Origin of the sequence: Vibrio ouci, from assembly GCF_004551525.1 — a bacterium.
GTDB lineage: Bacteria > Pseudomonadota > Gammaproteobacteria > Enterobacterales > Vibrionaceae > Vibrio > Vibrio ouci.
Genome location: NZ_SATR01000007.1, coordinates 76,524 through 99,349, shown reverse-complemented (window position 1 = coordinate 99,349; position 22,826 = coordinate 76,524). Strand labels below are relative to the sequence as shown.

Here is a 22,826-nt window from a genome sequence, read left to right as displayed (position 1 = left end):
TTTCGTTTACGGCGAGCATAGAACATATTTATCCTTCTCCCCCCTTTTTATTAGGGATGACCACCATGAGGAAGACAATGAGAAATATCCGTTCCGTCGAAGAGATGAGATACAGCATCGGTAAACCTAATCCTTTGGCAAAAAAGAAAATATATGAGGCTTTGAATGACCGAATGCAGGCATTTATCGAAACCTCTCCCTTAGTTATGCTATCCACCGTTGATGAATTTGGTTTCCCAACGATCTCACCTAAGGGCGGCAAGCCTGGTTTTGTTAAAGTGCAAGATAAGCAAACGCTGCTGTTACCGGAATTAAGAGGGAATAAGCTGGCATTCTCGCTAGAGAATATTGTGACATCCAACGATAAAGTCGGGTTGATTTTTCTTCGCCCAGGAACAGTCGAAAGCCTGCGCGTTCACGGTATTTGCAAACTATTGGAAGGGGATATATGTGACACGGTTTCAGGGCACACCCACCGTGCTATTTTGGTACTAGAAATTTCTGTGACCAATGCTTATTTTCACTGTGGAAAAGCGTTTCTTCGCAGCAAAGCTTGGGATAAAGCAAGCTACCAGACTCCAGTCAAGATTTCTTTTGGACGCGAGATCGCGGAAAATATGGATAAAGATAGAGAATTTATTGAAGAAATAGATGCTGGTGTTCAAGAACGCTATATATCAGATTTGTAAGAAAGACACTGTGGGCCGAGAGTTAGATCCCGTATAAGGTGTGGTGGTGTTCCTCTTGGAATAAGTGCTTAACTCAAGTTGCAAAGATACGACCTTTTCGTTGGATATTTTGTTGATGGTGCTGCTCTGCTGGCCCCGCTTCCGGCTGCGATTACCGACGTTCAAAGGTGCTATGTAATTAGAAAAATCGAATAAACAATGGCTTATTCGATTTTTCTTCGGACCATTTCCATGCAGGCTGTTCATCTAAATCCATTAGCAAATTAGTGGCATAAAATGGAGAAAATTGACAAATAACCTCGGTTTTTTGTCAGTTTGTGTCGGCTATAGCTAGCGTTTCACCACTATTTAGTATACCCATTTGCACATAATCACCAAGCTGCTGATAGTCTACACCTAAACACTACTGATTAACTGACTATGTAGCCACTGCAGCGCAGGATCGTTCAAGCTGGCTTGATTCCACACTAAGCTATAGCCGACTTTGCCATATTCAAAAGGCAGTGGTTTACTCACCAACCCCTTTGCTTGTCTGGATTGCTCTGCCCATTTTTTAGAGCAAGTCAGCAGGTAATCACTTTGATGACACATCACCGCAGCGGCGCCAAAGTCAGCGACTGAAATAACAACGTTACGCGAACCATGTTGTTGCGTCAGGTTCTGCTCGAAGTAAGGCTCGGCAAGATCTTTATCCAAAATGCCAATATGCGGATAGGCAAGGTAATTATCAATGGATAGTTGCTTCTCAGCCAGTGGGTGATCTTTAGCCATTAAGCAGACCATTTCGTCAGATACAATCTGCTTCCACATCAAGTCTCGACTACGAGTCGGAGGCTGACTGATATCGTGAGGCAGTATCATAAAGTCGACCTGACCTCTTATTAGTGCGTCAAAGCTTGCTTGCTCTTTGGCGTAAACCTTAATCCCACGTGAGGTACTAAGTTGCTGAGATATATCGGCAATTTTGTGTGAAAACAGCTCAAAAGTACTTTCTCGCATTGAAAGAGAAATCTCGCCAGTGAAATCACTCGGTTGGAACTCACCTTGGTGAAGAATACCATTCATGCTCGAGAGAATCTTATGTACTTCAGCACCAATGCTAAGAGCAAAAGCGGTAGGGACTAATTGCGCGCCATCTCGATAGAAAAGCTCATCATTCATCTGTTCGCGTAACTGCCCAAGTGTCTTACTAATACTCGAAGGAGTAACACATAAAATACTGGCTGTGGTCGTCACACTATGAGTACTTAGCAGGACGTGGAATGCAGTCAAATGCTTCAAACTGATGCGTGAAAGGGCAAGGTAATCCATACAAGTCACGGGGTTAGGAGGAACTCGCTATTTATAACCTTATCGAGCTTGGAATGGTAGGAGTTTGTCGTTACTAATCGGCCGAAAGTTAGTGGGCTACACTTGTTATAAGAACAAGGAGGAGCTGCAATGAACAAATTAATGACACTTCTAGTTGCAGGCCTAGCAATGGTTACAGTGCATAGCTACGCGGAAGAAGAAGTTGATGAAGACAATAACCGAACCAAAACCCCGCCGAGTATTGAAGAAATGGATACCGATGGCGATGGGCTAGTATCCGCTGACGAGTTCAACGCGTTTCGGCTTGGTGCTGAGGGTGAGTTTGTTGAAGAGGAAGAAGAAGGCAGCGATGAGGATGAAGCCGAGACTGAAAACGAAACTGGCTTAAGCGCGTTTGCTTCTTTTGACAAAGATAAAGATGGTTTTGTCAGCGAAGAAGAGCTTGCGGCGCATGCGAAATACTCAAATCCTGGCAACGGTACTGGAGAGCTGAAAACCAGTAAGCAAGAGGCTAGAGAAGCGAAAGCAGCAAGTCGCAACGAAAGCAGTAGCTCTAGTAGCAGTCAAGGTAACAGCAATAAAGGGAATGGTGGCAATAAGGGCAACAGCGGTAATCGTGGTGGAGGCAACAGCGGCGGGAGTAATAAAGGCGGTAAAGACAAATAAGCTAAGCAATAAAACGCGCTCCGATTTGTATGGAGCGCGTTGCTTTTTGAGCATGAGATCAGTTAATCAATCAGTCCGTATTCCTTGCTTAAGATATCAATGATCTCTTGCTTAGGATTGTCGCTTAACTTGATTGGTTGACCGGTAATTTTCTCTGCAATACCAATATAGGTACGCGAGATATCTTGAAGCGCTTCGAGAGGCAAAGCATTGTCTCGTGCTAACGCTTCACGCTCATCCATACGTTCCTTGTTTAGCAGGATATCCGGATCAGGGAAGTGATTTAGCAAGAATTGGCGGAACCCTTCTTTAGAATTTTCAACGATATTACCAGCGTCGTACTCTTTCTCATCCCAGATACGAGATGAGTCTGGTGTTCCCACTTCGTCCATATAAATGAGCTTTTCATTGCCCGCTGCGTCATGGACATAGCCAAACTCAAATTTAGTATCAACGAAAATTTGCTCGATTTCGGCCAGTGCATTGCTGATAACGACAAAACCTTCGCGCAGGAGTTTCTCGTACTGGGCGATATCTTCAGCTTTAGAGAAATTAAATGCGGCGAAGTTATCTTCAATGTTTTGGCGGGTGATATTGACGTCGTCAGCTTCTGGCACACCAGGGATATCTTTCAAAATACCTTTCGTAGAAGGAGTCATCAATAGTTCTGGCAGTGCTTTGTCTTTTGCAAGCCCTTCAGGTAACTGAATACCACAGAATTCACGTTCGCCTTTTTCGTATGCGCGCCACATCGAACCAGTAATGTATTGACGACAAATCGCTTCGATCATGATGGGTTTGGCTTTTTGGACAATCCAAACGAATGGGTGAGGGATATCTAGAATGTGACTATCAGCAAGACCACTATCTTTAAACAGCTTAAACCAGTGGTTAGAAATAGCGTTGAGTGCAGCACCTTTCCCCGGTACGCCTTTTAGACCACCTTCAGCGTGCCAAATACAATCGAATGCAGAGATGCGATCACTGATCACCATGATAGCAAGTGGGGCATCTGGTGCTACGTCGTAGCCTTTTTCTTTAATCAGACGTTTGCTGTCTTCTTCTGTTAGCCAATATACAGAGCGAACTTTGCCACTGTGAACCGGTTTATCAGTACGAATTGGAAGATCATCATTTACGGCAAGAACTTGGTCAGCGAGACTCATCTAGACATTCCTATCTTAAAGCAACGTGGAAATTATCATTAGAGATAATAGATTTGAGTCGCATGATACCAGAACTTTTTGTCGCTGCCAGATAAAAAGCAAACGTTTGCTTAATTTTTTACTTATCGTTTAAAGTTCGACGAATGGTTAGTGAAAAAAGAAAGCCCCCTCGCTGGGAGGGGGCAAAAGGCAGTGACTATCGTTGAGCTTGCTAATGGTACTGGTTAACTCTGCCCTCAACGAAGAAGACTTCACACTGGAACTGTTCGGCCAAATTGCGCAGTAAGCTTTGTTCAACAGCAGCAATATTGGTTGATGCGACTACAGCACTCGCATTACCTGATTGAATGGCTTTTTTGACAATCTCAAACTCGCTCTGTGTATGAGAAGGTTTCATCTGAATGATCTTTTGGCAGCTAATATGAGACGCAGCAAACTGGTCGTAATTAGGACGAGGGCACTCAGAGGTAAATAAGATCCACTGGCTCTGACCTGACAGTCCAGCGAGACGATGTAGCGTAGAATGGTCAATGTTCATTGGCTGAGTCGGTTGAGCAAGAACATTAAACTTAGAGAATGCGCGAGCTGTGTGTTGTGCCTGAATCATAATAACTGTTCCTTTGTACATGCTGTATGCCTATACAGTAGTTATTTTTGGTTTTATGATCAAGTATTTTTTGCCTGTTTTTTCATCGAAAACTCACATTTCTAGGTGCGGGTTCTTCTGTAAGTAATTGAATGTAAGTGGATAAAGTTGAATTTGTCTTGGGTTGGAGAATTCAGGGGGAAAACAAGAAGTGTGATAAGGCGCACGTGATTTTATACAGTGTTATACAGTAGTCCTGTATAACACTGTAGGAAGAAGAGGCGTTGAATTATTAGAGGAAGCGCTCTGGGTAATCGCTAAAAATTGCGTCTAGCCCGTGTTTATTTCGTAAAGAATTAGGGTTATTCACGGTATAACACCATACCTGATAGCCTTGCTGCTTTAGGTGTGAGATCTGTTGGGTGGTTACCCATTGATAGTTCAGATTACAGCTAAACGCAGAGACTTCCGCCAATAGATCTTTATCTGCACGTTTCAAGCGTTCACTGAGTACACCTAAACGGACGAAAGTGAGCATCTTATGCAAATGTCTGATGACGTCATGATTAAAACTGGATAGTACGATGCGGTCTGCATGAATCGGGTGTGACTCTAACGTTTGTTTAATTAGCTGACATACAGATTTAGCACAGTGCCTATCGATTTTGATCTCAATGTTTAATTTTAATTGATGGCTTGTGGCAAACTGCAAAAGCTCGTCGAGAGTCAAAACGGATTGGTGTTCGATGTCGTACTTGAAGCGTGCGGCAAAATTAAGCTGCTTGAGCTGTTCTAGAGTATGCTCGTCGACTCTGCCGCTACCATTAGAGCAACGGTCGACAGTGTGATCATGACAAACCACTAAGTGGTTGTCTAACGTTGGTTGAACGTCGATTTCAATCCAATCTAAACCAAGCGTTACAGCCTCTTGAATACTGGCTAGCGTGTTTTCGGGAAAGCGTCCTGCTACGCCTCGGTGCCCAACAATAATCATAGTGAAATTCGATAGAATAGTCGTGCTACATAGAGTACCCCTAAATGAGAACTTAGAGTAGATAAGTCGTAGCTATTCGTTGATGAATCTGACACTATCGGCTCATAAATTATAAAATAATTACAATAAAGAGACTCGACTTTGAACGCTGAAAATAAAGCTGCTTGGATACTCGTTGCAACCACGGCATTGGCAGGACTTGGGTGGATTTTCTCAAAAGAAACCATCCAAGGATTACCGCCTTTTGGTTTCGTAGGATTGCGCTTTTTAGTTGCCTCAATCTGTTTACTACCGCTCTGTTTTAAGCAAGTTCGTCAACTGACGCTTCAATTACTATCACAAGCTGTTGGCGGAGGGATGATCCTAGCGTTTGCGTTACTTAGCTGGGTACACGCGATTTCGATAAGTAAAACCTTGGGTGAAGGGGCGTTTATCGTCAGCTTATCGATGATTATCGTGCCAATCATTGCTTGGCTGCTTTATAAAGAAAGACCTAAACGTGCGTTTTGGATTTCGATGCCTATCGCGGTTAGTGGCTTGGCGATGCTCTCTTTAACCGATGGCTGGAATAGTTCAGCTGGTCAAATATGGTTTTTGGCCAATGCTTGTCTACTTGCGCTGCATTTTAATGTGAACAGTAAACTCGCCCAAAAGATCCCGGTGCTATTGCTGACGGCGATTCAGCTATGTGTTACTGGCGTTATTGCCTTAATAGCTTCTGCAATATTCGAAACGATACCCACACACGTTGAAACATCTATATGGGGTTGGTTCGCACTGAGTGCATTGCTGGCAACCAGTTTGAGGTATGTGATGCAAACTCTAGGGCAGAAGGGGTGTAATCCTGGCAATGCTGCTCTTATTATGTTGCTTGAGCCAATTTGGACTGTAATCTTAAGCATCCTTTGGTATGGCGAGCAGCTTTCCAGAAATAAATTGATTGGTTGTAGCTTGATCTTGTTAGCGCTTATTTTCTATCGCACTGACGGTAAACTACTGAAATTCGTTAAACGACCATCATCGCAATAAACTTTGTTCACATATTAGAGTGATTGCTCTTTCCTAAGCACTGGCACCTTGCTATCGTTTTGTAAATTAAATGTTAACAGGGTGAGCTGTGAAACTTCATGCCATTGACGGATATATCCAAACCATCTATTTAGCGGAGTACTCCGACAAGTTAATGCTTCTTGATGGAGCCTCCCGTGCAGACATTTCATACATCAAACAATTCATCACCCATGAACTACAGCGACCGTTTTCGGATTTGTCTGTTGTGGTTGTTACCCACATGCACCCAGACCACGCAGGTGCGGCCCACAAGCTTAGAAGCTTGACTGGATGTAAGATTGTCTCCGCAAAGCGCGATTCTCACTGGTATGGGGGAATCGACGGTTTTGTTATGCATTTAACGGACATTGCGCTGGCGCGTTGGGTTGCAAACAGAAAAAGAAAGCCAAAGCGAAATCTGTGGTATTCACGCAAGTTACGCGCAGATATTCAGTTGTCTGATGGTCAATGTATTCCTGATTTCGAAGATTGGAAAGTATTAGAAACGCCGGGGCATACCGACCGCGATTTATCACTTCATCATGAAAAGCAGAGTATCCTTTACGTAGCTGATCTAATGGTTGAGGTGAAAAAACAACTGGTTTCTCCATTCCCTGTCTTCCATCCTAACCAATACAAAGCATCCATTAAGCGCGTATATAATCTTGAACCTGCTGTATTGCTAGTTGCCCATGGTGGAAAAGTGCAGTTTACCAGTGAGGTGTTTCATCATTTACTCAGTACAGCGCCACGTACGCCAACCACTCATTGGAGAGCAACTAAAGTTAAGCTACGTAGTCTGCTAGGGGCAGTAACGTGGCGAAAGCTTATGATCAAAAACAAATAACGGTCAGTTAGGTTGGAGATTCTATCGTTTCTTGATTGTGTTTATCGTGCTTCAAGATTAGAATGCGAACCTTTTTCAATTGTACTGTTATTCTCATGTCCAGAGTGTTAGTTGTCGATGACGATATTGAGCTGTGTGAGTTACTCACTGATGTATTACAAGCCGAAGGCTATCAGGTAGATAGTGTCCATTGTGGCGAGAGTGCACTTCAGTTTATAGAAAAGACCTCAGTAGACTTAGTGTTACTTGATGTAATGCTACCAAAACTGAATGGTATGCAAGTTGCGCGTAAAATATGCCAACGCTTTGCGACGCCAATTTTGATGCTAACTGCACTCAATGACGAGGCTTCAATATTAGACGGTTACCAGTCAGGCGCTGATCAATACATCGCTAAGCCGTTTAAAGTGCCGGAGCTGCTAACCCGAATTAAAGCGATTTTTCGTCGTGTCGGTCTCGAAAAACAAAGGCATTCCTATCAGCTTGATAAAGATGGCATTGCCTCTCAAATACCAAGTTTACCCCTTACAGGCACAGAATCAGATTTACTTAGCTATTTAGTTAGCCGAGAAAACTTAGTTATATCAAAAGCAGAGTTGCAGATTGAGGTGCTAAAGAAAGAATTGAGCCCCTTTGATCGCAATTTAGATATGCACATCAGTAATTTACGCCGCAAGTTTATCGAGGCGGGACTATCAAAACAGCACATCAAAACAGTGCGTGGCAAAGGTTATAGTTTTGTCGGAAGCGTAGGGCGTTAGGTCATGTTTCAGCTCTCTTGTCCATCCATGATCGTGAAAAGGAAAGACTCGCTTTTCTTTCAACTGTTTAGTTATATGTCTGCGGTCATCGTTAGCATTGTGCTTTTGCAGGCGCTCGCCGAACAAGCGCTAGTTTCGGCTGTGCTAAAAGTGCCGCCGCAAGTGAAACAGAAAATAGAATCGCTCGCCGAGCAAGCTAACGTGCTGATTGAAGAAGGGGATATGGACGAGCTCGCTGACTGGGGCAATGCACAGCCATACTACTTATTTGTCCTTGATGCACAAAACCAACCGCTTTCTCACCGCCAAATGCATCCACATTTTGAGTTTAAGCTACGTTTTCTTCGTGAACTCAATGGTCCACTAAATGACCGAGTAAGTAAGCCTTTGATTGGTGTGAGGCTTGTGAAGGGCAATACACTTGTTGTTCAACTTCCTAGTGAGTTACATCCGGCTCATCGTTTTATCGTCTATTTTGCTATTAGCAAAGTGGTTATTGTGATTGCGATGTTGGCGCTGTTTTCACTGATACTTGCCCGAAAGTTGCAAAAGCCTCTTGATCGGCTGCGTGAGGCAAGTCGCCGTCTAGCGTCGGGGGACTTTTCCGTTAATGTCGTCTCGGAGCTAAATTCTAAGACCACCGAGTTTAATGATCTTGCGCGTGATTTTGACAATATGACTCAAGAGATTCACGCATTAGCAGAGCGACAAAAACAGCTGATTCGGGATGTCTCCCATGAGTTGAGAACGCCTCTAGCCCGGCAGAATTTAGCGCTTCATCTATTACGCAGCAAAGCCTCAGATATCAGTTTGCCCTTGGTTGAACGACTAGAAAAAGAAGTGGATGAAATGGATGGGTTGGTTGGAGAAATTCTCGAATTTAGTCGCATCGAAAATGCCAGGTATGAATCAAACCTGCGCCCTATATGTCTTGAAGGGGTGATGACCAACCAGATCGAGCAAAGCAAGCTACAGTTAGGGAAAACTCAGAAAATCGTCGCTCACATGAGTGATGGTGTGCCAATGGTGACCACGGACGAACGTCTGGTCATGCGTTGCTTAACTAACTTAATATCCAATGCAATCAAGTATGCTGGACCTCAAGCCATCATAGAAGTCTCTCTTTATGTTTTGACAGGCGATCTTGAGCAAAAAGTCGTGATTGAAGTTGTCGATGATGGTCCGGGTATTCCGTCTAACCAGTTGAGTGAGATCTTCAGACCCTTTACCCGTTTAGAGTCCGCACGTGATAAGCAGAGCGGGGGATACGGGCTTGGCCTTGCAATTGTCAAAGAATCCATGAAGTTAGTTGGCGGTGAAGTGAAGGCGTCGAGTTGCACTTACGGCGGGCTAAGAATTGAGCTGCAATTTCCATGTGACAAGCCTAGAAAAAACGGAACCAAGATCTAGTTATCAATTTAGTCAGTACCGATAGATTGAACTATAGTTTATCTAGTGTGGTGGCTTATTCGTTGGAACTGATGATTGCGAGTTGACTCACTCGTATTTTCTGGTGAAAGACACTTTAGGGAACTAGTGATATTGGCTGAAGCATCGGCCAAGGGGGCTATGGACATGCGTCAGTACCCAAACCGAATACGTAATCAGCGAGGTTTGACCTTGGTGATTATGACCATGAGCATGGTTGCGTTTATAACGATAGCTGCGCTTTCTATCGATGTTTCTCACTTTGTGGTTAATAAAACGCGCCTGCAAAATGCTGTCGATACTATTGCTCTGGCAGGGGCTACAGTTGCTAATCGAACGAATGAGAAAAGTGATACCGATACAGCAATCATCGAATCATACAAGAAAGTCATTGAATCCCCCGGCAACGATGAAATTGAGCTAACTGCCACTGAGGATGGTAATGGCCTCAACCTTTTGTCAATTGAGTATTCTGACTCTCCAAATAGTGGTTTTTCGACTACTTTTCCAGCCTCTCCTGACATGGTTTATGTGCGAGTTCAAGTTTCCGAAATAGGCCTTAGCGAGTTCTTCCTCGATCTATTTGGTATCGAAAAAACAGTATCGGCAAGTGCCGTCGCAGGCCCGGTTTTTGTTGATGGTACTTCAAACATTCTTCCGATAGGTATGTGTGAAGGTAGTGATGTCGGTCCTGCAGGTTATGAAATTGCAAAAGCGTACGAAATAAAGTCTGGTAGCCAGTCGGACGACCCGGATGGGCTCGGCGCAGGTAATTACCACTTACTTGATATTGGTAGCGGCAAGTCTACGGTCAGTGACGCTTTGGTTGGTAAGAATACCGTGGTCGTTTCGGTAGACGAAACCATTGACTCTGAAACGGGTAACGCCGTTGGTGCAACGGAAGACATTGATAGCCGTTTTGAAGGTAAAACAATCGATGGTGTCTATTACCCACCAGATTTGGTAATAACGGAACCTGATACTGCTATTACGACGGACAATATTGTGGATCATAATGCCTCAGCATCGCCTGATAAGTGGACTTACACCGAGTATGTGGAGCAAACCAAAGCGTGTTTAAATGATGCTGATTGTAAATCAGCCGGAGGCGCAGCTTGGAGACGTGTTTTACCTGTACCAGTTTTAGATTGTGATTCTGCGACTAAGTCGGGCGGTAAGATCGAATTTACCGTAACCAGCATTGGTTGTTTCTTTATGTTGCAGCGTTATGACTCATCTCAGGAGTCAGGTAAAACGGGTCAACAAAGTATCTTTGGTGAATTTATCGAGCAATGCTCAGTCATCGAAGGAGGGGTTTCCGATACTGATACTGGCATAACTCGTATTGTTCTTTACAAAGATCCATCCTCTGTAGGAGGCGGGTCATGATGTTGCGTAAACAAAAAGGCCTAGCAGCGGTAGAGTTGATTATTGGTTTGCCGATACTGCTGCTACTGCTTGTCGCTGTCGTCGAAGTTGCGCGAGTATTTGTTGAGATGAATACGTTGAATAAGGCGGTTAGGGTAGGAGCGAGGTATGCTTCTACCTTGAGTCAAATGTCGGGCTGTGGGCCAATAATTAGCGCACAAAATGATGTAAAACAGTTTGTTGTCTATGGAACATTGAATACGGGTACTTCCGCTTTGATTGATAATCTTTCAACGACCGATGTCACGGTGAGTTGTGAAAATAATCAATTTGTAACGGTTTCGGCAAACTATACATTTGAACCTCTTTTCTCGACGAAAATCCCTAATACAGAATTTTCACTGGCCGTCCCTATGAATGCAGCAACCGTGGCGAGGTTGGATCAATGAAAAAAGTAAAAGGAATTACCATCATTGAATTCACCGTAATGTCATCATTTCTTATGATGATCATGCTGGCGATCGCGTCAATTGGCTATTTTATGTTTTCAATGCAGGCGGTGAGTGAGTCTGTACGTGCAGCGGCTAGAATGGCTGCAGTTTGTGAAATAAACGATACCGGTATAAAAACCTTTGTTGCCAACACCAGTTATATTTCATCTGTTGGAGAGGCCAACATTACAATCGAGTATCTCGACGAAGGAAGTAACGTTTTAGCGGCTCCTGTTGCTGAAGATGTAAGATTTGTCAGAGCGAGAGCTACCGATTTGAACTATCGTTTTGTCGCGCTGCTTTCTTTTATCGGTGATAGTGGTGTTTTACCAATGCCGAGCTTTGAAACCACCATCCCAAGTGAGAGTCTAGGCCAAGTACCCAATGACACTGATACCGACTGCTAACCCTTCTATTTGGCCCACCTTTTTACTAACTAAATTCATACCAAAGTAAATTTTGTAAATTTAATGCAAATGATATTGGTTATCACTTATATTTCGTTTCGTTATAAATAACTAAGCAAAGCGAGAAGCTTTGTATATAAAGAAACGGAGAAATTTATGTTCACTAAGAGTCAGTTAGCACTCGTGATTGGTGCTGTATTAGCGACTCCTGCAGTGGTTGCGGAAACGGTTAAAACAGATGAGCACATGGTCGTGGAAGGGCGTGACTACGGCTACAAAGCTGATACCAATGCCACGGCGATGCGAATGGAGGCGACTCAGCTTGAAACTCCGGGACAAATTGCAGTCATCGATGAGCAAATCATTGATGAGCAGCGCGCAAGTACTCTTGGTGATGTATTAAAAAATGATGCAAGTGTGAGTGCTGGTGGCACAAGCCGAAACCGTGAACGTTTTTCACTACGTGGCTTTGAAGTACAAAGCTCATCAGGTTTCCTACGCGATGGTCATCAACACTGGTCTCATTATCGTCAGCCGGTAGAGCTTCTAGAACGCGTAGAAGTCGTGAAGGGGCCATCAGGTCTGCTTTACGGTGTGTCAGCGCCAGGTGGCCTTATCAATATGGTCACTAAAAAGCCAACTTACGAAACTCAAGTCAACGTGAGCCAAGATGTGGGCTCTAACGATCACTCGCGTACCATGGTTGATGTGAGTGGCGCGCTAAATGACGATGAAACGCTACGTGCTCGCACAATTATTTCGAAAGAAAGCTACAGCTCTTGGAGAACATACGGTGACGGTTCTAAGCCTCAAACTGAACGACTCGTTGGTGGTTTGTTCGTTGATTACGATGTTACTGATGATGTAACCGTATCGGTTCACTATGATAAAACTAATGACAAAGGCAGTGTGGATTCTGGCGCGGTTTATACACTTGATGGTCAATTAGTTGGTAACAAAGATCATATCTGGGATGCTCAGTGGTCTGAAATTGAGAATGACGTAGAGAACGTTGGCTTCAATGTAAACGCCCAGCTTACGGACGTTTGGTCCCTAAACACCGGCTTTAATTACCAGGACTTCGAGCGTATTGATGTAGAGAGCTACCCAAGCTTTGCCAATCTAAACCCTGATGGCACAGGCACGGTTACACAAGGCGGAAATTATCGCCATGACAAATGGCGCTTTAGAACGGGTTACTTAGACTTAGCGGCAGATACTCGCTTTGCTGGAATGGATCATAAGATCTTACTAGGTGGTAACTGGTTGGGTTACAGCTACGAGCGTGGTATGGATAGCTTCAATAAAGGTGAATATGCACCAAGCGAAACTGTACCAGTACCAGTACAAGTACCAGGGGCGACTAGCCTTGCGCCGAAAGGGCGTTACGATACTTGGGGCTTCTATGCACAAGATCTAATGACGATTAACGATCAATGGCAACTTCTTGCTGGTTTGCGTTTCGACCGTAAAGTTCAAGACGGTGTCGCAGAAGAAAACTTTGCACCAAAACTTGGGGTAATTTATCACCCAGCGGATAACGGTAGCGTTTACGTTTCTTACTCTGAAAGCTTCGAGCCGCAGGGCCAAGTAACCAGCGGTAGCCGCACTTATATTAACGAAGGTGAGCTGCTTGACGCTGCGATTGGTAAAGCATACGAGGTAGGAACAAAATGGGAATTGCTAGATAACCGCCTATTTGTTTCAGGTGCATTGTTCGACATTACACAAGAAAACATTGAATTAGATGTAGAAGATCCAGCGTCAGGCGATTATGTTGTGACACAGGGTGGTCAGCAAGAGCACCGTGGTGCGGAATTGTCGGCACAAGGCTTTGTGACAGAGAAATTCTCGTTATCTGGTTCTGCTATGTATCTTGATGCGGAAATCACAAACCATGAAACATACGCAGGCAATCGACCTGTTGATGTTCCAGAGTTTGCCGCGAGCGTTTGGTCTACTTATGCAGCGACAAACGAAATGGATGTGAACCTTGGTGTAATCTATGAAGGTTCACGCTACGGAGACGAAGCGAATACATTCAAGAAAGACGCCTATACACGTGTCGATATGGGTCTGGCATACACATACAAATATGATGCAGATTTAGATATGGTTGCACGCTTAACAGTAGAGAACCTGTTCGATACAGATTACCTAGCGGGCGGTGGTTCTACATCGAGCAAGCACCAATACGCAGAAGATGTAGTAATCGGTGAAGGTCGCAACTACATGGCAACGCTGCAGATAAAATACTAATACTATGAGAGAGTGGTAGTATTTTAAATACACAAGAGGGAAAGGCTTAGCCTTTCTCTTTTTTTTGTATAATTTGTAAGTACGATTGCAATTTGCGTCAATCAGCTTATATTGTGCGACTAACAATGAGATTGGTTCTCACTTGTATTTAGTTAATTAATGATATCTGTTATGAATATAATCAAATCCAGCCTAGCATTACTTGTTGCTGCATCCTCTTCAGGAGTATTGGCCTCAAACCTCGATGCTGCGCAAAGCATTCAAAGTAAAACCAACTCGGCTTCTGCCTCAAGTCAGCAACGTATCGATAGTAGCGCTGAAACTTCACTCGCTCTCAAAGCAGAAATCGAACAGCTTCAAGAAGAAGTGAAGAATCTTGAAGTATATAAGAACCACTTATCTGCATTGGTAACGAGCCAAGAGCAAGAGATGACAAGTTTCCGTGGTCAGATTGAAGAGATCAAACAAACACGTCAGGGTGTTGTGCCGCTGATGTATCAAATGATTGATGGGCTGAAGGCAATTGTTGCTGAAGATGCGCCCATTCGACTCACTCAACGTCAAGAGCGAATTGCAAAGCTAGACAAGATGATGGTTCGTGCCGACATCAGTGATGCAGAAAAATATCGTCGTATTCTTGAAGCCTACCAGATTGAGCTTGATTACGGCACCAAACTCGGTTTATACCAAGGTCAAATTGAGGTTGCTGGTGAAAAGCTAGAAACGGATATCTTGTATTTGGGCCGCCTGTCTTTAGTTGCACGCAGTTTAAATGGTTCAACATTTTGGTCTTGGGACGAAGCGCAAAACCAGTGGGTGAGTGTTGACCCATCAATGAAGTCTGAGCTCGACAAAGCATTCAGTATTGCGGCTAAACAGGCAGCGCCTAGTCTCATTACCTTACCCGTTTCACTCACTGTTGCGGAGGCGAAATAATGAAACGCACATTTATTGCCTCACTTATCGCACTGGCGGCGACATCCTTTAACCTTTCTGCTAGTGAAATGACGGTGAATGCTCAAGCTGACTCAAAAGCTCAGGCACAGCATAACCTAGTACGCGAGTCCGGTTTTAAACAGACGGAAAAGCAGCTAGCAACACTTAAAGCAGAGTTGGTGAAACAGCGCCAAGCGCTTCAAGCGGCCAATGATAAGTTAGCGGCACAATTTAGCACCAATGAAGATGAGCTTGCCCGACTTGAAGAGAGCCTTCGACTAGAAACGGGTAGCCTAGGAGAAGTGTTTGGTGTCGTACGTCAAAATGCTAAAGAGCTAGAGTCAGAACTGAAATATTCAGTGACGGGAGCTGGCGACCAAACTCATACGCAAGTCGTTGAAGAGATTGTAGCGGCAACCAAGCTGCCATCTATGCCTCAACTAACCGGTTTATGGAAAGCACTTGAAGAGCAAATTAAAGCGTCCGGTGAATTAGCGCAGACGCAAATCCAACTGGTTGATGGCGAAGGCAAGCAACGTGCAGAATCAGTGGCAAGACTTGGCTCATTTGGATTAATTGGTGAGCAGGGCTACTTGAACTGGAACGGTGCGAAGCAGACTGCAACGGCTTATCAAAAGCAACCAGAGCAAGGTCCAGTAGTAACGGGACTTGATGAGTTACGTTCTGGCTCAATTCAAAACCTTGTTGTTGATCCTTCACGCGGTGTAATGCTTGAGCAATTGGCGCTGTCACCAACGTTAATGGATAGACTCCAAGCGGGTGGTGTTGTCGGCAAAATTATCCTCGTTCTATTGTTAATTGGCTTAATCATAGCGGTTGTGCGTGGTGTGAGTTTATCTATCGCTCGTCAAAAGATCCGTCGTCAACTTAAGACGCCGACTCAGCCTGGGGACAATCCACTTGGTCGCGTGTTAGCTGTATACAGCAAAGAGAAGAAGCAAAGTGTTGAAGCGTTGGAGTTAAGATTACTTGAGGCCGTGGTTGATGAGCAAACGGGTCTTGAGAAAGGCTTATCAATGCTCAAACTTCTCGCCGCTCTTGCGCCAATGCTGGGCCTACTAGGTACCGTCACGGGTATGATTGAAACCTTCCAAGTGATCACTCAGTTTGGTAATGGTGACCCTAAAGTGATGGCTGGTGGTATTTCCATGGCCTTGGTAACAACTGTTCTTGGTCTTATTGCCGCGATGCCGCTGCTTTTAGCTCATAACATCTTAAGCTCTCAAGCAGAATCGATTCGCCATATTCTTGAAAAGCAAGGAATCGGGCTGGTTGCAGAACAAGCTGAAAAAGAGATGGATGCCAAAGTGACAACTCTAGGGAATGCGGCGTAATGGAAGCAATATTCACACTGCTTCCCGAAGTGATAGCATCCATGCCTTGGGTGCTGTCTCTTCAAGCTTTTATGCAGCAGGGTGGGCAGGTGCTTTGGTGGCTACTACTAGTTGTTTGTATCTGCTGGGTGTTAATCCTTGAACGAGTTGTTTATCTATGGGTTCAGTTCCCTAAGCAGCGTAAACAGTGGGTGGATGCATGGCTTAGCCGCCCAGATCACCATTCATGGCACGCTCGCTCCATCAGAGAAGGTTGGCTATCTCAAGCGCATTTGTCGTTAACTCAGAACCTCAACATTATTAAGGTGTTGGTGGCGATTTGTCCTATGCTGGGCCTATTAGGAACGGTAACAGGGATGATCTCTGTGTTTGATGTAATGGCCAATCAAGGTAGTAGTAATCCAAAATTAATGGCATCGGGCATCTCTTTGGCGACCTTACCAACAATGGCAGGTATGGTTGCGGCGCTAACAGGCATGTTTTTCCATGCGCGCTTAGTTAAGGTGTGTCACAGACAAGAAATTAAACTAGAAAAATCATTAAGGAGTCGACGATGAGACTCGGTCGCAGCCAATCAAAACAAGAAGAAGCGCAAATTGACCTGACTTCAATGCTTGATATCGTCTTTATCATGCTGATTTTCTTTATTGTCACCAGTTCGTTTGTTCGAGAGTCGGGTGTTGAAGTTAATCGACCTACCGCTTCCAATGTTGTCAGCCAAAAAGAAGCGGGTATCTTTGTCGCGGTGACATCCGCTAACGATATTTACATCGATAAGCGCATGGTGGATGTAGAACGCGTTCAGGCAACCTTAGAGCATTTGTTACTTGATAAGCCAGATGCGTCATTAGTGATTCAAGCTGATGAGCATGCGTATAGTGGTACTGTGGTTAAAGTTATGGATGCGGCGAAGGGAGCTGGGGTTAAAAATATTGCTCTTGCTGCGGAGAAGATCTAGTGAAGCGATTGCTAATTGTTCTTCCCTTAGCATTTGTCTGTGCGGTATCGATATTTACCTTCATGGCTTGGATGGTGGATGGTGGTCATCAACGAGCACCACAATCGACTGAGTCACTAAGCTTCAATATGGTGATGGTTGAAAATGAGCAAGATGTTCAAAGACGACAGCGCACTGTTCCAGAGCAACCAAAAGCGCCTGAAGTGCCAGAACAAATGCCCACGTCACAGACAGAAACAAGGCTAACAGAAGTGTCGCCAATGTCTCAGCCATCTCTTGGGCTAAATACGGCAATTGATGGTTTGGCTATCAGCGCGCCAACGTTTGGTGATTTTGGTGTCAATCAACAAGCCATGCCCCTTTATCGTGTCGAGCCTCGCTATCCTGCGAAGGCGTTAAAGCGCGGCGCGGAAGGGTATGTGATTATGAGTTTTACTATCGATCCAACGGGTAAACCGACGAGTATTGAAGTGGTTGAAGCAAAACCAAAACGCATGTTTGAGCGAGAAGCGATTCGGGCGCTCAAAAAGTGGAAATATCAACCGAAAGTCATTGATGGTGGCGCAATCGCTCAAGTTGGCCAAACGGTAAAATTGGAGTTTAAGTTAGCCCAATGATGAAAAGACTAATCACATTATCCTGCTTACTTGTTTCTGTTTCTTCGATAGGGCAAGAGCTGAGTCAGTATACTGCGGTGCGGGTACAGAAGGCTCATGAGCTCGCACAGGATGACAAAGTGAAACAGGCGATTGCTTCGTTGAAAGAGATAGAGACAAACCGCAAGTACGATAGCGCATTTGTAGCTCGAATGCTGGGGGTGTTTTATTGGCAAGAGGGTCAAATAAAACCTGCCATCAACCAGCTAAAAATCGCGGTATCGAGTGGTTTATTGCAAGATGAGCAGGCGTGGGTAACCGAACGTATGCTGGCGGATCTTTACTTAAACGATCAGCAGTTTAAGTCTGCACTTGGTCACTATTATGCCTTGTTAAAGTCAGTACCAAAGACGCAAAAAGCAGATGATTTGTGGCTGCGGATTGCCCAATCTCATTATCAGATTGAGCAATGGAGTAAGGTGATTCCTGCGACGAATAGCTACCTTAAAACCAAGCCGAAGGAACGCTTGCAACCCTTGTCACTAAAGCTAGGTTCTCAATTGCAATTAGAGCAATGGAAACAGGCAATTCCTACCTTAGAGCAACTGATTGTTTTACAACCAGAGAAACTTAACTGGTGGCGCCAGCTTGTCGGGCTGCAGCTTAGGGTAGGTAACAGCAAGGCAGCACTTGATACACTATCTTTGGCCAAATTAAATGGGCTAGAGCTGAGTCAAAAAGATCTCCACTTACTGGCGCAGTTATATGCCAAGCGGGGGATACCAGAGCGAGCAGCGGTTCAAATCGGTCAACTCGATAACGCAACCACGGATGTGAAGTTGTTATCTGAACAGGCGTCATACTGGCAAGTGGCAAAAGAGTGGGACAAAGCGATCAGCGTTTGGAAACTTGCGGCGCAAATGAATGCTAAGTACCACTGGAATGTCGCTCAACTTATGGTTCAGCAAGGTTACTATAAAGAGTCCTTGCGTGTGCTGGATAAAGTTAAAGGGAAAGAGGCCGATGTCGCTTTGGCAAAAACGCGAGCGTTTTATAAGTTAAATCAGTTAGAGCAAGCGCTGATTGAAGCGAAAAAAGCCAACAGTGCAGAGCCTTCTAGCCAAGCCGAGAGTTGGATTACTTATCTGACGCAGCTTCGTCAGGCTCAGGCAGTAACAGGTTAACGAAAAAGAGGGAAGCATTTAGCTTCCCTCTTTGTTTTACCGCTGTTGTTACTTTAAATCACAGCATATATATTCAGCCCGCCATAAAAGCTTTTGCGAAGACTTCATGCTGGTAAGTAGCTCTTGCCCCGACATTTGGGGAAAAGCGTGCAGTACGGTAACTTCTTCACTTTCAGCCTGTTTTTGGTAAGCCCTGACGTGTGTAAATGTGCTAGATAAATTGTTGGATAGCATAGACTTAGATAAGCAAATGCCAAATACGTCCCGTTTCATCGCCTTTCCCTTTCAATATTGGCGAGCACTTATATAGTCATTATTGTGTAAATGCTAATGCCAGTTTTTCCGTAAAACGATCTGCTTAATACGCTTAATAATTATACAAAACAAACGACAGGATCGCGCAAAAAATAACCTAAAATTCATGTGATCTAAATCAACTATTCCACTGGTTTTATATCGGATTTTCTCTATCAATCTAAATTGATGCACACGGTGAGACGCAAGGAATCGAATATTGATACTGAGAATGATTTATTTTTGTCGTCATCACAGTTTGAACCATGATAATTCATAGAAGTGTTAGCCAGATGTTATCTTGTTGGCCTATCAAGGAGTTGTTATGAAATGGAGTCGTATCAGCTTTCGTAAACGAATGCTGATTATCATGACACTGTCTGGCCTAATAGAGCTTTTGCTATTAGTCGCAGCTGGATTCGTCTATATCAAATATGCCCAAGAAGATGAAATGGGTCATAAAGCGCTTGGCGTTGCTTCCTTTCTTGCCAAGTCTCCTTATGTTATCGAGATGATTGAGCATGGCGTCACAGGCGAGAGCCAACAGCGCTATCGTAACCTGACAACACTGATCGGTGCGGCATTCATCGTAATTGGTGATCATGAAGGCATCCGACTTGTTCACCCACTCGATGAGCGTATCGGTAAGCCAATGAAAGGCGGTGACAACGACCGTGCATTAGTCAACGGCGAGGCCTATATCTCTATTGCGAAGGGCTCTTTGGGTTATTCTGTCCGAGGAAAGTCGGCAGTATTCAATGAACAAGGTGAGATCATTGGTGTGGTCTCAGTCGGTTACTTGATTGATCGTCTCCAGGATAGAATCGAACCGTTTTTAGCTTACTTAATTGCGATGGCTTTGCTGGTGGTTGCTGCTAATGCGCTTGTCTCTAGTTACGCTTCAAGGAAATTTCAACGCGCTATCTTAGGGTTTGAGCCAGAAGAGATTGGTCGTTTATATGTTGAGCTCGACGTAACTTTAGAAACCCTCAAAGAAGGGATTATCACGATTGATGATAAAGGTAAGCTGCGTTCAATTAACAAGAGTGCTTGCCAGATTTTGGGTTTAGTCAAAGCGAATTGCATTGATAAACCCCTGAGCGAAATACTTCCTGATAGCGATTTACAATCAGTGCTACAAACCGCTCGTACTGACCATGACATCAACCTTTATTTGAACAAGAAGCGTCTTATTGCTAACCGAAGTCCAATCATTGTGGAAGGCAAAGTTGTCGGTGCGGTATCAAGTTTCCGTCTTAGAGATGATCTCACTGAACTGACAGAGCAGTTGGCGAAAACCAAAGAGTATGCCGAGATGCTGCGTTCACAAACCCATGAGCATCGAAATAAGCTCAATACCATTAGCGGTATGGTGCAAATGGGTGAACTCGAAGCGGTGCAATATTTGATTGGTCAGGAAACGGCGCACTATCAAGCGCTAATTGAGTTTTTACGCGAAACGATCAAAGAACCACTGATTGCGGGCATGCTGCTAGGTAAAACCGAGCGCGCGCGTGAACTTGGTCTAAGTTTGGTTGTGGAAGAGGGAGCACGATTAGAACCTTTACCAAGTCGCATTAACCCAGAAGATTTGGTGACCATTTTGGGCAACCTTATCGACAACGCGTTCGATGCAACACGTGATGCTTTGACCAAAGAGCCATTACTAGCGCCTCATCGCCGAACCATAGAAGTCTCAATCAGTGATTTTGGCAATGAAGTGATCCTAGAAGTGATAGACCAAGGGTGTGGATTACCGGATGATATGAGCGCTGAATCTCTGGTCAGGCGAGGGGTTTCGAGCAAAGATTCTGACACAAGAGGTGTCGGACTATATTTAATTAATGAACTCGCGATTCGTTACCATGGCGAGTTAGAAATGGTAAATAACAAGGAACATGGGGCAAGGATGACAGTATACCTACCTAAGGAAGAGCTAAGATGAGTACCGTGACTCGAGTGATGATTATTGAGGACGATCTCGCCATTGCTCAGCTGCATCAGCGTTATTTAGAACAAGTGGGTGGCTATGAAGTTATCGGCATCGCTACGACTAAGTTAGAAGCAAAACTTCAGCTTGAAGTGCTCGACCCAGACTTATTGCTTTTAGATGTGTATTTACCCGATGGTACTGGCATTGAAATTCTCCATGATCTTCGTACCGAGCATCTGTGTTGCGATGTTATTTTAATCACAGCGGCTAGAGATGTAGAAACCTTACAACAGGCTATGCGAGGTGGCGTGGTTGATTATCTATTAAAACCGGTCGTATTCCCTCGATTAGAAGCAGCATTGAAAAAATATGTGCTACAGAAGCAGCAACTCACTCATGCCGACGGTTTGGACCAAAACATCGTTGATAAAATGCTTCAGGCCTCAACGATCAACGAAACCTCAAAGAACAGGCTGCCAAAAGGAATTGATGCGGTAACTTTAGATAAGATAAAAGCGTTATTTGATGAGTCGGTGTTGATGACAGCGGATGAAGCTGGTGAGTTAATTGGCGCGAGCCGTACAACAGCACGTCGTTATCTTGAGTACTTAATCAGTACGGGAGAACTCGAAGCCGATCTTAATTACGGTACGGTCGGTAGGCCAGAGCGAACATATAAAAAAGCCCATTAGAACCTAATGCTTTAGTGCTAGTTTCTAGACGTAAATGCAAACGACCTCTACATTATAAATAGGATCATAAGAGATTTCATAGAGGTCGTTTATGCGACTCGTTATCTACATCATATTTAGTTTTTTCGTCATGGTAAGCCCAGTGCGCAGCGCGCAAATAAATGAGCTTACTTATCTGACGGAGCAATATCCGCCTTATAACTTTGAGCAAGACGGTGTTCTCCAAGGCATTGCGGTAGATGTGCTGCAAGCAGTGGGGAAGCAATCGCAAAGTCCAATTACTCTCCCTCAAATTCAGTTGCAGCCGTGGCCTAGAGCCTACCGAGCGACCCTGATTAAGCCTAATACAGTCTTGTTTTCAACGACTCGAACGCCGTTACGTGAGCATATCTTCCAGTGGGCGGGACCAATCAGCCCAACACGGATTGTCGTGCTAGCAAAACGCTCAAGGAATATAGAGATTAATCATGCGATGGCCCTTGCACAGTATCGCATTGGCGTCATTCGAGATGATGTTGGCGAACAATTATTGCTAGAGCTCGGCGTTCCTCGTGATTCAATGGTTGAGAGCTCCGTGCCGGATACGCTGGCTGACCAACTGACTAAAGAGCGTATCGATTTATGGGCCTACGAGGAAAATGTCGCCAAATGGTGGATTAAAAAAGGGGGTTATGATGCCGAAGAATATGAAGTTGTGTATGTTCTTCGCGAAGGTGAGCTCTATTTTGCCTTCAACTTAGAAGTCGACCGGACCATGATACTTCACTTTCAGAATGCTCTAAATGACTTGAAGCGTACCCCTGAAAGTGGAACAAGTATTTATCAGCAAATTCTCAACAAATACCGTTAAGGCAT

Annotated in this window: 24 protein-coding genes; 19 read left to right on the top strand and 5 right to left on the bottom strand. The window is 44.4% G+C overall.

Translation table 11 applies throughout. From position 1 onward, the window contains the following. Positions 1-77 precede the first annotated feature (77 nt). Complete coding sequence (locus ELS82_RS06960) at positions 78-689, top strand: pyridoxamine 5'-phosphate oxidase family protein (RefSeq protein WP_134834846.1); 612 nt, start codon at positions 78-80, stop codon at positions 687-689. A 396-nt stretch (positions 690-1,085) separates the two neighbouring features. On the opposite strand, the gene ELS82_RS06955 is transcribed toward ELS82_RS06960, so the two are convergent. Next, complete coding sequence (locus tag ELS82_RS06955; protein WP_134834845.1) at positions 1,086-2,000, bottom strand: LysR family transcriptional regulator; 915 nt, start codon at positions 1,998-2,000, stop codon at positions 1,086-1,088. A gap of 129 nt (positions 2,001-2,129) precedes the next feature. Between ELS82_RS06955 and ELS82_RS06950 the strand changes: the two genes are divergently transcribed. Then, the gene (locus ELS82_RS06950) at positions 2,130-2,666 is read left to right on the top strand and encodes an EF-hand domain-containing protein (protein ID WP_134834844.1); all 537 of its coding nucleotides are present in this window, start codon (positions 2,130-2,132) and stop codon (positions 2,664-2,666) included. A 62-nt stretch (positions 2,667-2,728) separates the two neighbouring features. On the opposite strand, the gene ELS82_RS06945 is transcribed toward ELS82_RS06950, so the two are convergent. The 3 genes from ELS82_RS06945 to ELS82_RS06935 all read right to left on the bottom strand — a co-directional run bounded on the left by ELS82_RS06945 (position 2,729) and on the right by ELS82_RS06935 (position 5,412). Next, positions 2,729-3,832, bottom strand: a complete 1,104-nt coding sequence (locus ELS82_RS06945) for a phosphoribosylaminoimidazolesuccinocarboxamide synthase (RefSeq protein WP_134834843.1) — start codon at positions 3,830-3,832, stop codon at positions 2,729-2,731. A gap of 211 nt (positions 3,833-4,043) precedes the next feature. Further along, positions 4,044-4,439, bottom strand: a complete 396-nt coding sequence (locus tag ELS82_RS06940; RefSeq protein WP_134834842.1) for a SulA-like leucine-rich domain-containing protein — start codon at positions 4,437-4,439, stop codon at positions 4,044-4,046. Positions 4,440-4,710: 271 nt separating this feature from the next. Next, the gene (locus ELS82_RS06935) at positions 4,711-5,412 is read right to left on the bottom strand and encodes a glycerophosphodiester phosphodiesterase family protein (RefSeq protein ID WP_134834841.1); all 702 of its coding nucleotides are present in this window, start codon (positions 5,410-5,412) and stop codon (positions 4,711-4,713) included. A gap of 141 nt (positions 5,413-5,553) precedes the next feature. Here ELS82_RS06935 and ELS82_RS06930 point away from each other — a divergent pair, with 141 nt between their 5' ends. The 14 genes from ELS82_RS06930 to ELS82_RS06865 all read left to right on the top strand — a co-directional run bounded on the left by ELS82_RS06930 (position 5,554) and on the right by ELS82_RS06865 (position 19,052). Continuing rightward, entirely contained in the window at positions 5,554-6,441 is an 888-nt protein-coding gene (locus ELS82_RS06930; protein ID WP_134834840.1) for a DMT family transporter, read from the top strand. A gap of 88 nt (positions 6,442-6,529) precedes the next feature. Beyond that, positions 6,530-7,309 (top strand): MBL fold metallo-hydrolase, encoded by a 780-nt coding sequence (locus ELS82_RS06925; RefSeq protein WP_134834839.1) that lies wholly within the window; start codon positions 6,530-6,532, stop codon positions 7,307-7,309. A 95-nt stretch (positions 7,310-7,404) separates the two neighbouring features. Next, positions 7,405-8,070, top strand: a complete 666-nt coding sequence (locus ELS82_RS06920) for a response regulator transcription factor (protein WP_134834838.1) — start codon at positions 7,405-7,407, stop codon at positions 8,068-8,070. Between the two features lie 3 nt (positions 8,071-8,073). After that, a complete protein-coding gene (locus ELS82_RS06915; protein ID WP_134834837.1) occupies positions 8,074-9,480 on the top strand; it encodes a histidine kinase sensor domain-containing protein in 1,407 nt (468 codons plus the stop codon). A gap of 132 nt (positions 9,481-9,612) precedes the next feature. Next, the gene (locus ELS82_RS06910) at positions 9,613-10,887 is read left to right on the top strand and encodes a TadE/TadG family type IV pilus assembly protein (protein ID WP_244230766.1); all 1,275 of its coding nucleotides are present in this window, start codon (positions 9,613-9,615) and stop codon (positions 10,885-10,887) included. Next, a complete protein-coding gene (locus ELS82_RS06905; protein WP_244230765.1) occupies positions 10,884-11,315 on the top strand; it encodes a TadE/TadG family type IV pilus assembly protein in 432 nt (143 codons plus the stop codon). The genes ELS82_RS06910 and ELS82_RS06905 overlap by 4 nt, the downstream gene beginning before the upstream one ends. Further along, positions 11,312-11,764 (top strand): TadE/TadG family type IV pilus assembly protein, encoded by a 453-nt coding sequence (locus tag ELS82_RS06900; protein WP_134834836.1) that lies wholly within the window; start codon positions 11,312-11,314, stop codon positions 11,762-11,764. The genes ELS82_RS06905 and ELS82_RS06900 overlap by 4 nt, the downstream gene beginning before the upstream one ends. A gap of 156 nt (positions 11,765-11,920) precedes the next feature. Then, positions 11,921-14,023, top strand: a complete 2,103-nt coding sequence (locus ELS82_RS06895; protein WP_134834835.1) for a TonB-dependent siderophore receptor — start codon at positions 11,921-11,923, stop codon at positions 14,021-14,023. A gap of 171 nt (positions 14,024-14,194) precedes the next feature. After that, positions 14,195-14,959: a DUF3450 domain-containing protein gene (locus tag ELS82_RS06890; protein WP_134834834.1), complete on the top strand. Its 765-nt coding sequence runs from the start codon at positions 14,195-14,197 to the stop codon at positions 14,957-14,959. After that, a complete protein-coding gene (locus ELS82_RS06885) occupies positions 14,959-16,314 on the top strand; it encodes a MotA/TolQ/ExbB proton channel family protein (protein ID WP_134834833.1) in 1,356 nt (451 codons plus the stop codon). The genes ELS82_RS06890 and ELS82_RS06885 overlap by 1 nt, the downstream gene beginning before the upstream one ends. Continuing rightward, positions 16,314-16,871 carry a MotA/TolQ/ExbB proton channel family protein gene (locus ELS82_RS06880; protein WP_134834832.1) on the top strand — a complete coding sequence of 186 codons (558 nt, stop codon included), beginning with the start codon at positions 16,314-16,316 and terminating at the stop codon, positions 16,869-16,871. Before ELS82_RS06885 ends, ELS82_RS06880 begins: the two co-directional genes overlap by 1 nt. Continuing rightward, positions 16,868-17,272 (top strand): ExbD/TolR family protein, encoded by a 405-nt coding sequence (locus ELS82_RS06875; protein WP_004414186.1) that lies wholly within the window; start codon positions 16,868-16,870, stop codon positions 17,270-17,272. The genes ELS82_RS06880 and ELS82_RS06875 overlap by 4 nt, the downstream gene beginning before the upstream one ends. Further along, positions 17,272-17,889 (top strand): energy transducer TonB, encoded by a 618-nt coding sequence (locus ELS82_RS06870; RefSeq protein WP_134834831.1) that lies wholly within the window; start codon positions 17,272-17,274, stop codon positions 17,887-17,889. The genes ELS82_RS06875 and ELS82_RS06870 overlap by 1 nt, the downstream gene beginning before the upstream one ends. Continuing rightward, entirely contained in the window at positions 17,886-19,052 is a 1,167-nt protein-coding gene (locus tag ELS82_RS06865) for a tetratricopeptide repeat protein (RefSeq protein ID WP_134834830.1), read from the top strand. The genes ELS82_RS06870 and ELS82_RS06865 overlap by 4 nt, the downstream gene beginning before the upstream one ends. A 48-nt stretch (positions 19,053-19,100) precedes the next feature. On the opposite strand, the gene ELS82_RS26895 is transcribed toward ELS82_RS06865, so the two are convergent. Next, complete coding sequence (locus tag ELS82_RS26895; protein ID WP_134834829.1) at positions 19,101-19,325, bottom strand: hypothetical protein; 225 nt, start codon at positions 19,323-19,325, stop codon at positions 19,101-19,103. 346 nt (positions 19,326-19,671) lie between these two features. On the opposite strand from ELS82_RS26895, the gene ELS82_RS06855 reads away from it, so the two are divergent. The 3 genes from ELS82_RS06855 to ELS82_RS06845 all read left to right on the top strand — a co-directional run bounded on the left by ELS82_RS06855 (position 19,672) and on the right by ELS82_RS06845 (position 22,821). Then, on the top strand, positions 19,672-21,291 hold the full coding sequence (locus ELS82_RS06855; RefSeq protein WP_134834828.1) for an ATP-binding protein: 1,620 nt from the start codon (positions 19,672-19,674) through the stop codon (positions 21,289-21,291). Continuing rightward, positions 21,288-21,971 (top strand): response regulator, encoded by a 684-nt coding sequence (locus tag ELS82_RS06850; protein ID WP_134834827.1) that lies wholly within the window; start codon positions 21,288-21,290, stop codon positions 21,969-21,971. Before ELS82_RS06855 ends, ELS82_RS06850 begins: the two co-directional genes overlap by 4 nt. 91 nt (positions 21,972-22,062) lie before the next feature. Further along, the gene (locus ELS82_RS06845; RefSeq protein ID WP_134834826.1) at positions 22,063-22,821 is read left to right on the top strand and encodes a substrate-binding periplasmic protein; all 759 of its coding nucleotides are present in this window, start codon (positions 22,063-22,065) and stop codon (positions 22,819-22,821) included. Positions 22,822-22,826: the final 5 nt, after the last annotated feature.

What these genes read in the sequence shown, in the direction of transcription:
- ELS82_RS06960 (WP_134834846.1), top strand. Translation starts at nt 78, where the DNA reads ATGAGAAATATCCGTTCCGTCGAAGAGATGAGATACAGCATCGGTAAA.
- ELS82_RS06955 (WP_134834845.1), bottom strand. Translation starts at nt 2,000, where the DNA reads ATGGATTACCTTGCCCTTTCACGCATCAGTTTGAAGCATTTGACTGCA.
- ELS82_RS06950 (WP_134834844.1), top strand. Translation starts at nt 2,130, where the DNA reads ATGAACAAATTAATGACACTTCTAGTTGCAGGCCTAGCAATGGTTACA.
- ELS82_RS06945 (WP_134834843.1), bottom strand. Translation starts at nt 3,832, where the DNA reads ATGAGTCTCGCTGACCAAGTTCTTGCCGTAAATGATGATCTTCCAATT.
- ELS82_RS06940 (WP_134834842.1), bottom strand. Translation starts at nt 4,439, where the DNA reads ATGATTCAGGCACAACACACAGCTCGCGCATTCTCTAAGTTTAATGTT.
- ELS82_RS06935 (WP_134834841.1), bottom strand. Translation starts at nt 5,412, where the DNA reads ATGATTATTGTTGGGCACCGAGGCGTAGCAGGACGCTTTCCCGAAAAC.
- ELS82_RS06920 (WP_134834838.1), top strand. Translation starts at nt 7,405, where the DNA reads ATGTCCAGAGTGTTAGTTGTCGATGACGATATTGAGCTGTGTGAGTTA.
- ELS82_RS06915 (WP_134834837.1), top strand. Translation starts at nt 8,074, where the DNA reads ATGTTTCAGCTCTCTTGTCCATCCATGATCGTGAAAAGGAAAGACTCG.
- ELS82_RS06905 (WP_244230765.1), top strand. Translation starts at nt 10,884, where the DNA reads ATGATGTTGCGTAAACAAAAAGGCCTAGCAGCGGTAGAGTTGATTATT.
- ELS82_RS06900 (WP_134834836.1), top strand. Translation starts at nt 11,312, where the DNA reads ATGAAAAAAGTAAAAGGAATTACCATCATTGAATTCACCGTAATGTCA.
- ELS82_RS06895 (WP_134834835.1), top strand. Translation starts at nt 11,921, where the DNA reads ATGTTCACTAAGAGTCAGTTAGCACTCGTGATTGGTGCTGTATTAGCG.
- ELS82_RS06890 (WP_134834834.1), top strand. Translation starts at nt 14,195, where the DNA reads ATGAATATAATCAAATCCAGCCTAGCATTACTTGTTGCTGCATCCTCT.
- ELS82_RS06885 (WP_134834833.1), top strand. Translation starts at nt 14,959, where the DNA reads ATGAAACGCACATTTATTGCCTCACTTATCGCACTGGCGGCGACATCC.
- ELS82_RS06880 (WP_134834832.1), top strand. Translation starts at nt 16,314, where the DNA reads ATGGAAGCAATATTCACACTGCTTCCCGAAGTGATAGCATCCATGCCT.
- ELS82_RS06875 (WP_004414186.1), top strand. Translation starts at nt 16,868, where the DNA reads ATGAGACTCGGTCGCAGCCAATCAAAACAAGAAGAAGCGCAAATTGAC.
- ELS82_RS06865 (WP_134834830.1), top strand. Translation starts at nt 17,886, where the DNA reads ATGATGAAAAGACTAATCACATTATCCTGCTTACTTGTTTCTGTTTCT.
- ELS82_RS26895 (WP_134834829.1), bottom strand. Translation starts at nt 19,325, where the DNA reads ATGAAACGGGACGTATTTGGCATTTGCTTATCTAAGTCTATGCTATCC.
- ELS82_RS06855 (WP_134834828.1), top strand. Translation starts at nt 19,672, where the DNA reads ATGAAATGGAGTCGTATCAGCTTTCGTAAACGAATGCTGATTATCATG.
- ELS82_RS06850 (WP_134834827.1), top strand. Translation starts at nt 21,288, where the DNA reads ATGAGTACCGTGACTCGAGTGATGATTATTGAGGACGATCTCGCCATT.
- ELS82_RS06845 (WP_134834826.1), top strand. Translation starts at nt 22,063, where the DNA reads ATGCGACTCGTTATCTACATCATATTTAGTTTTTTCGTCATGGTAAGC.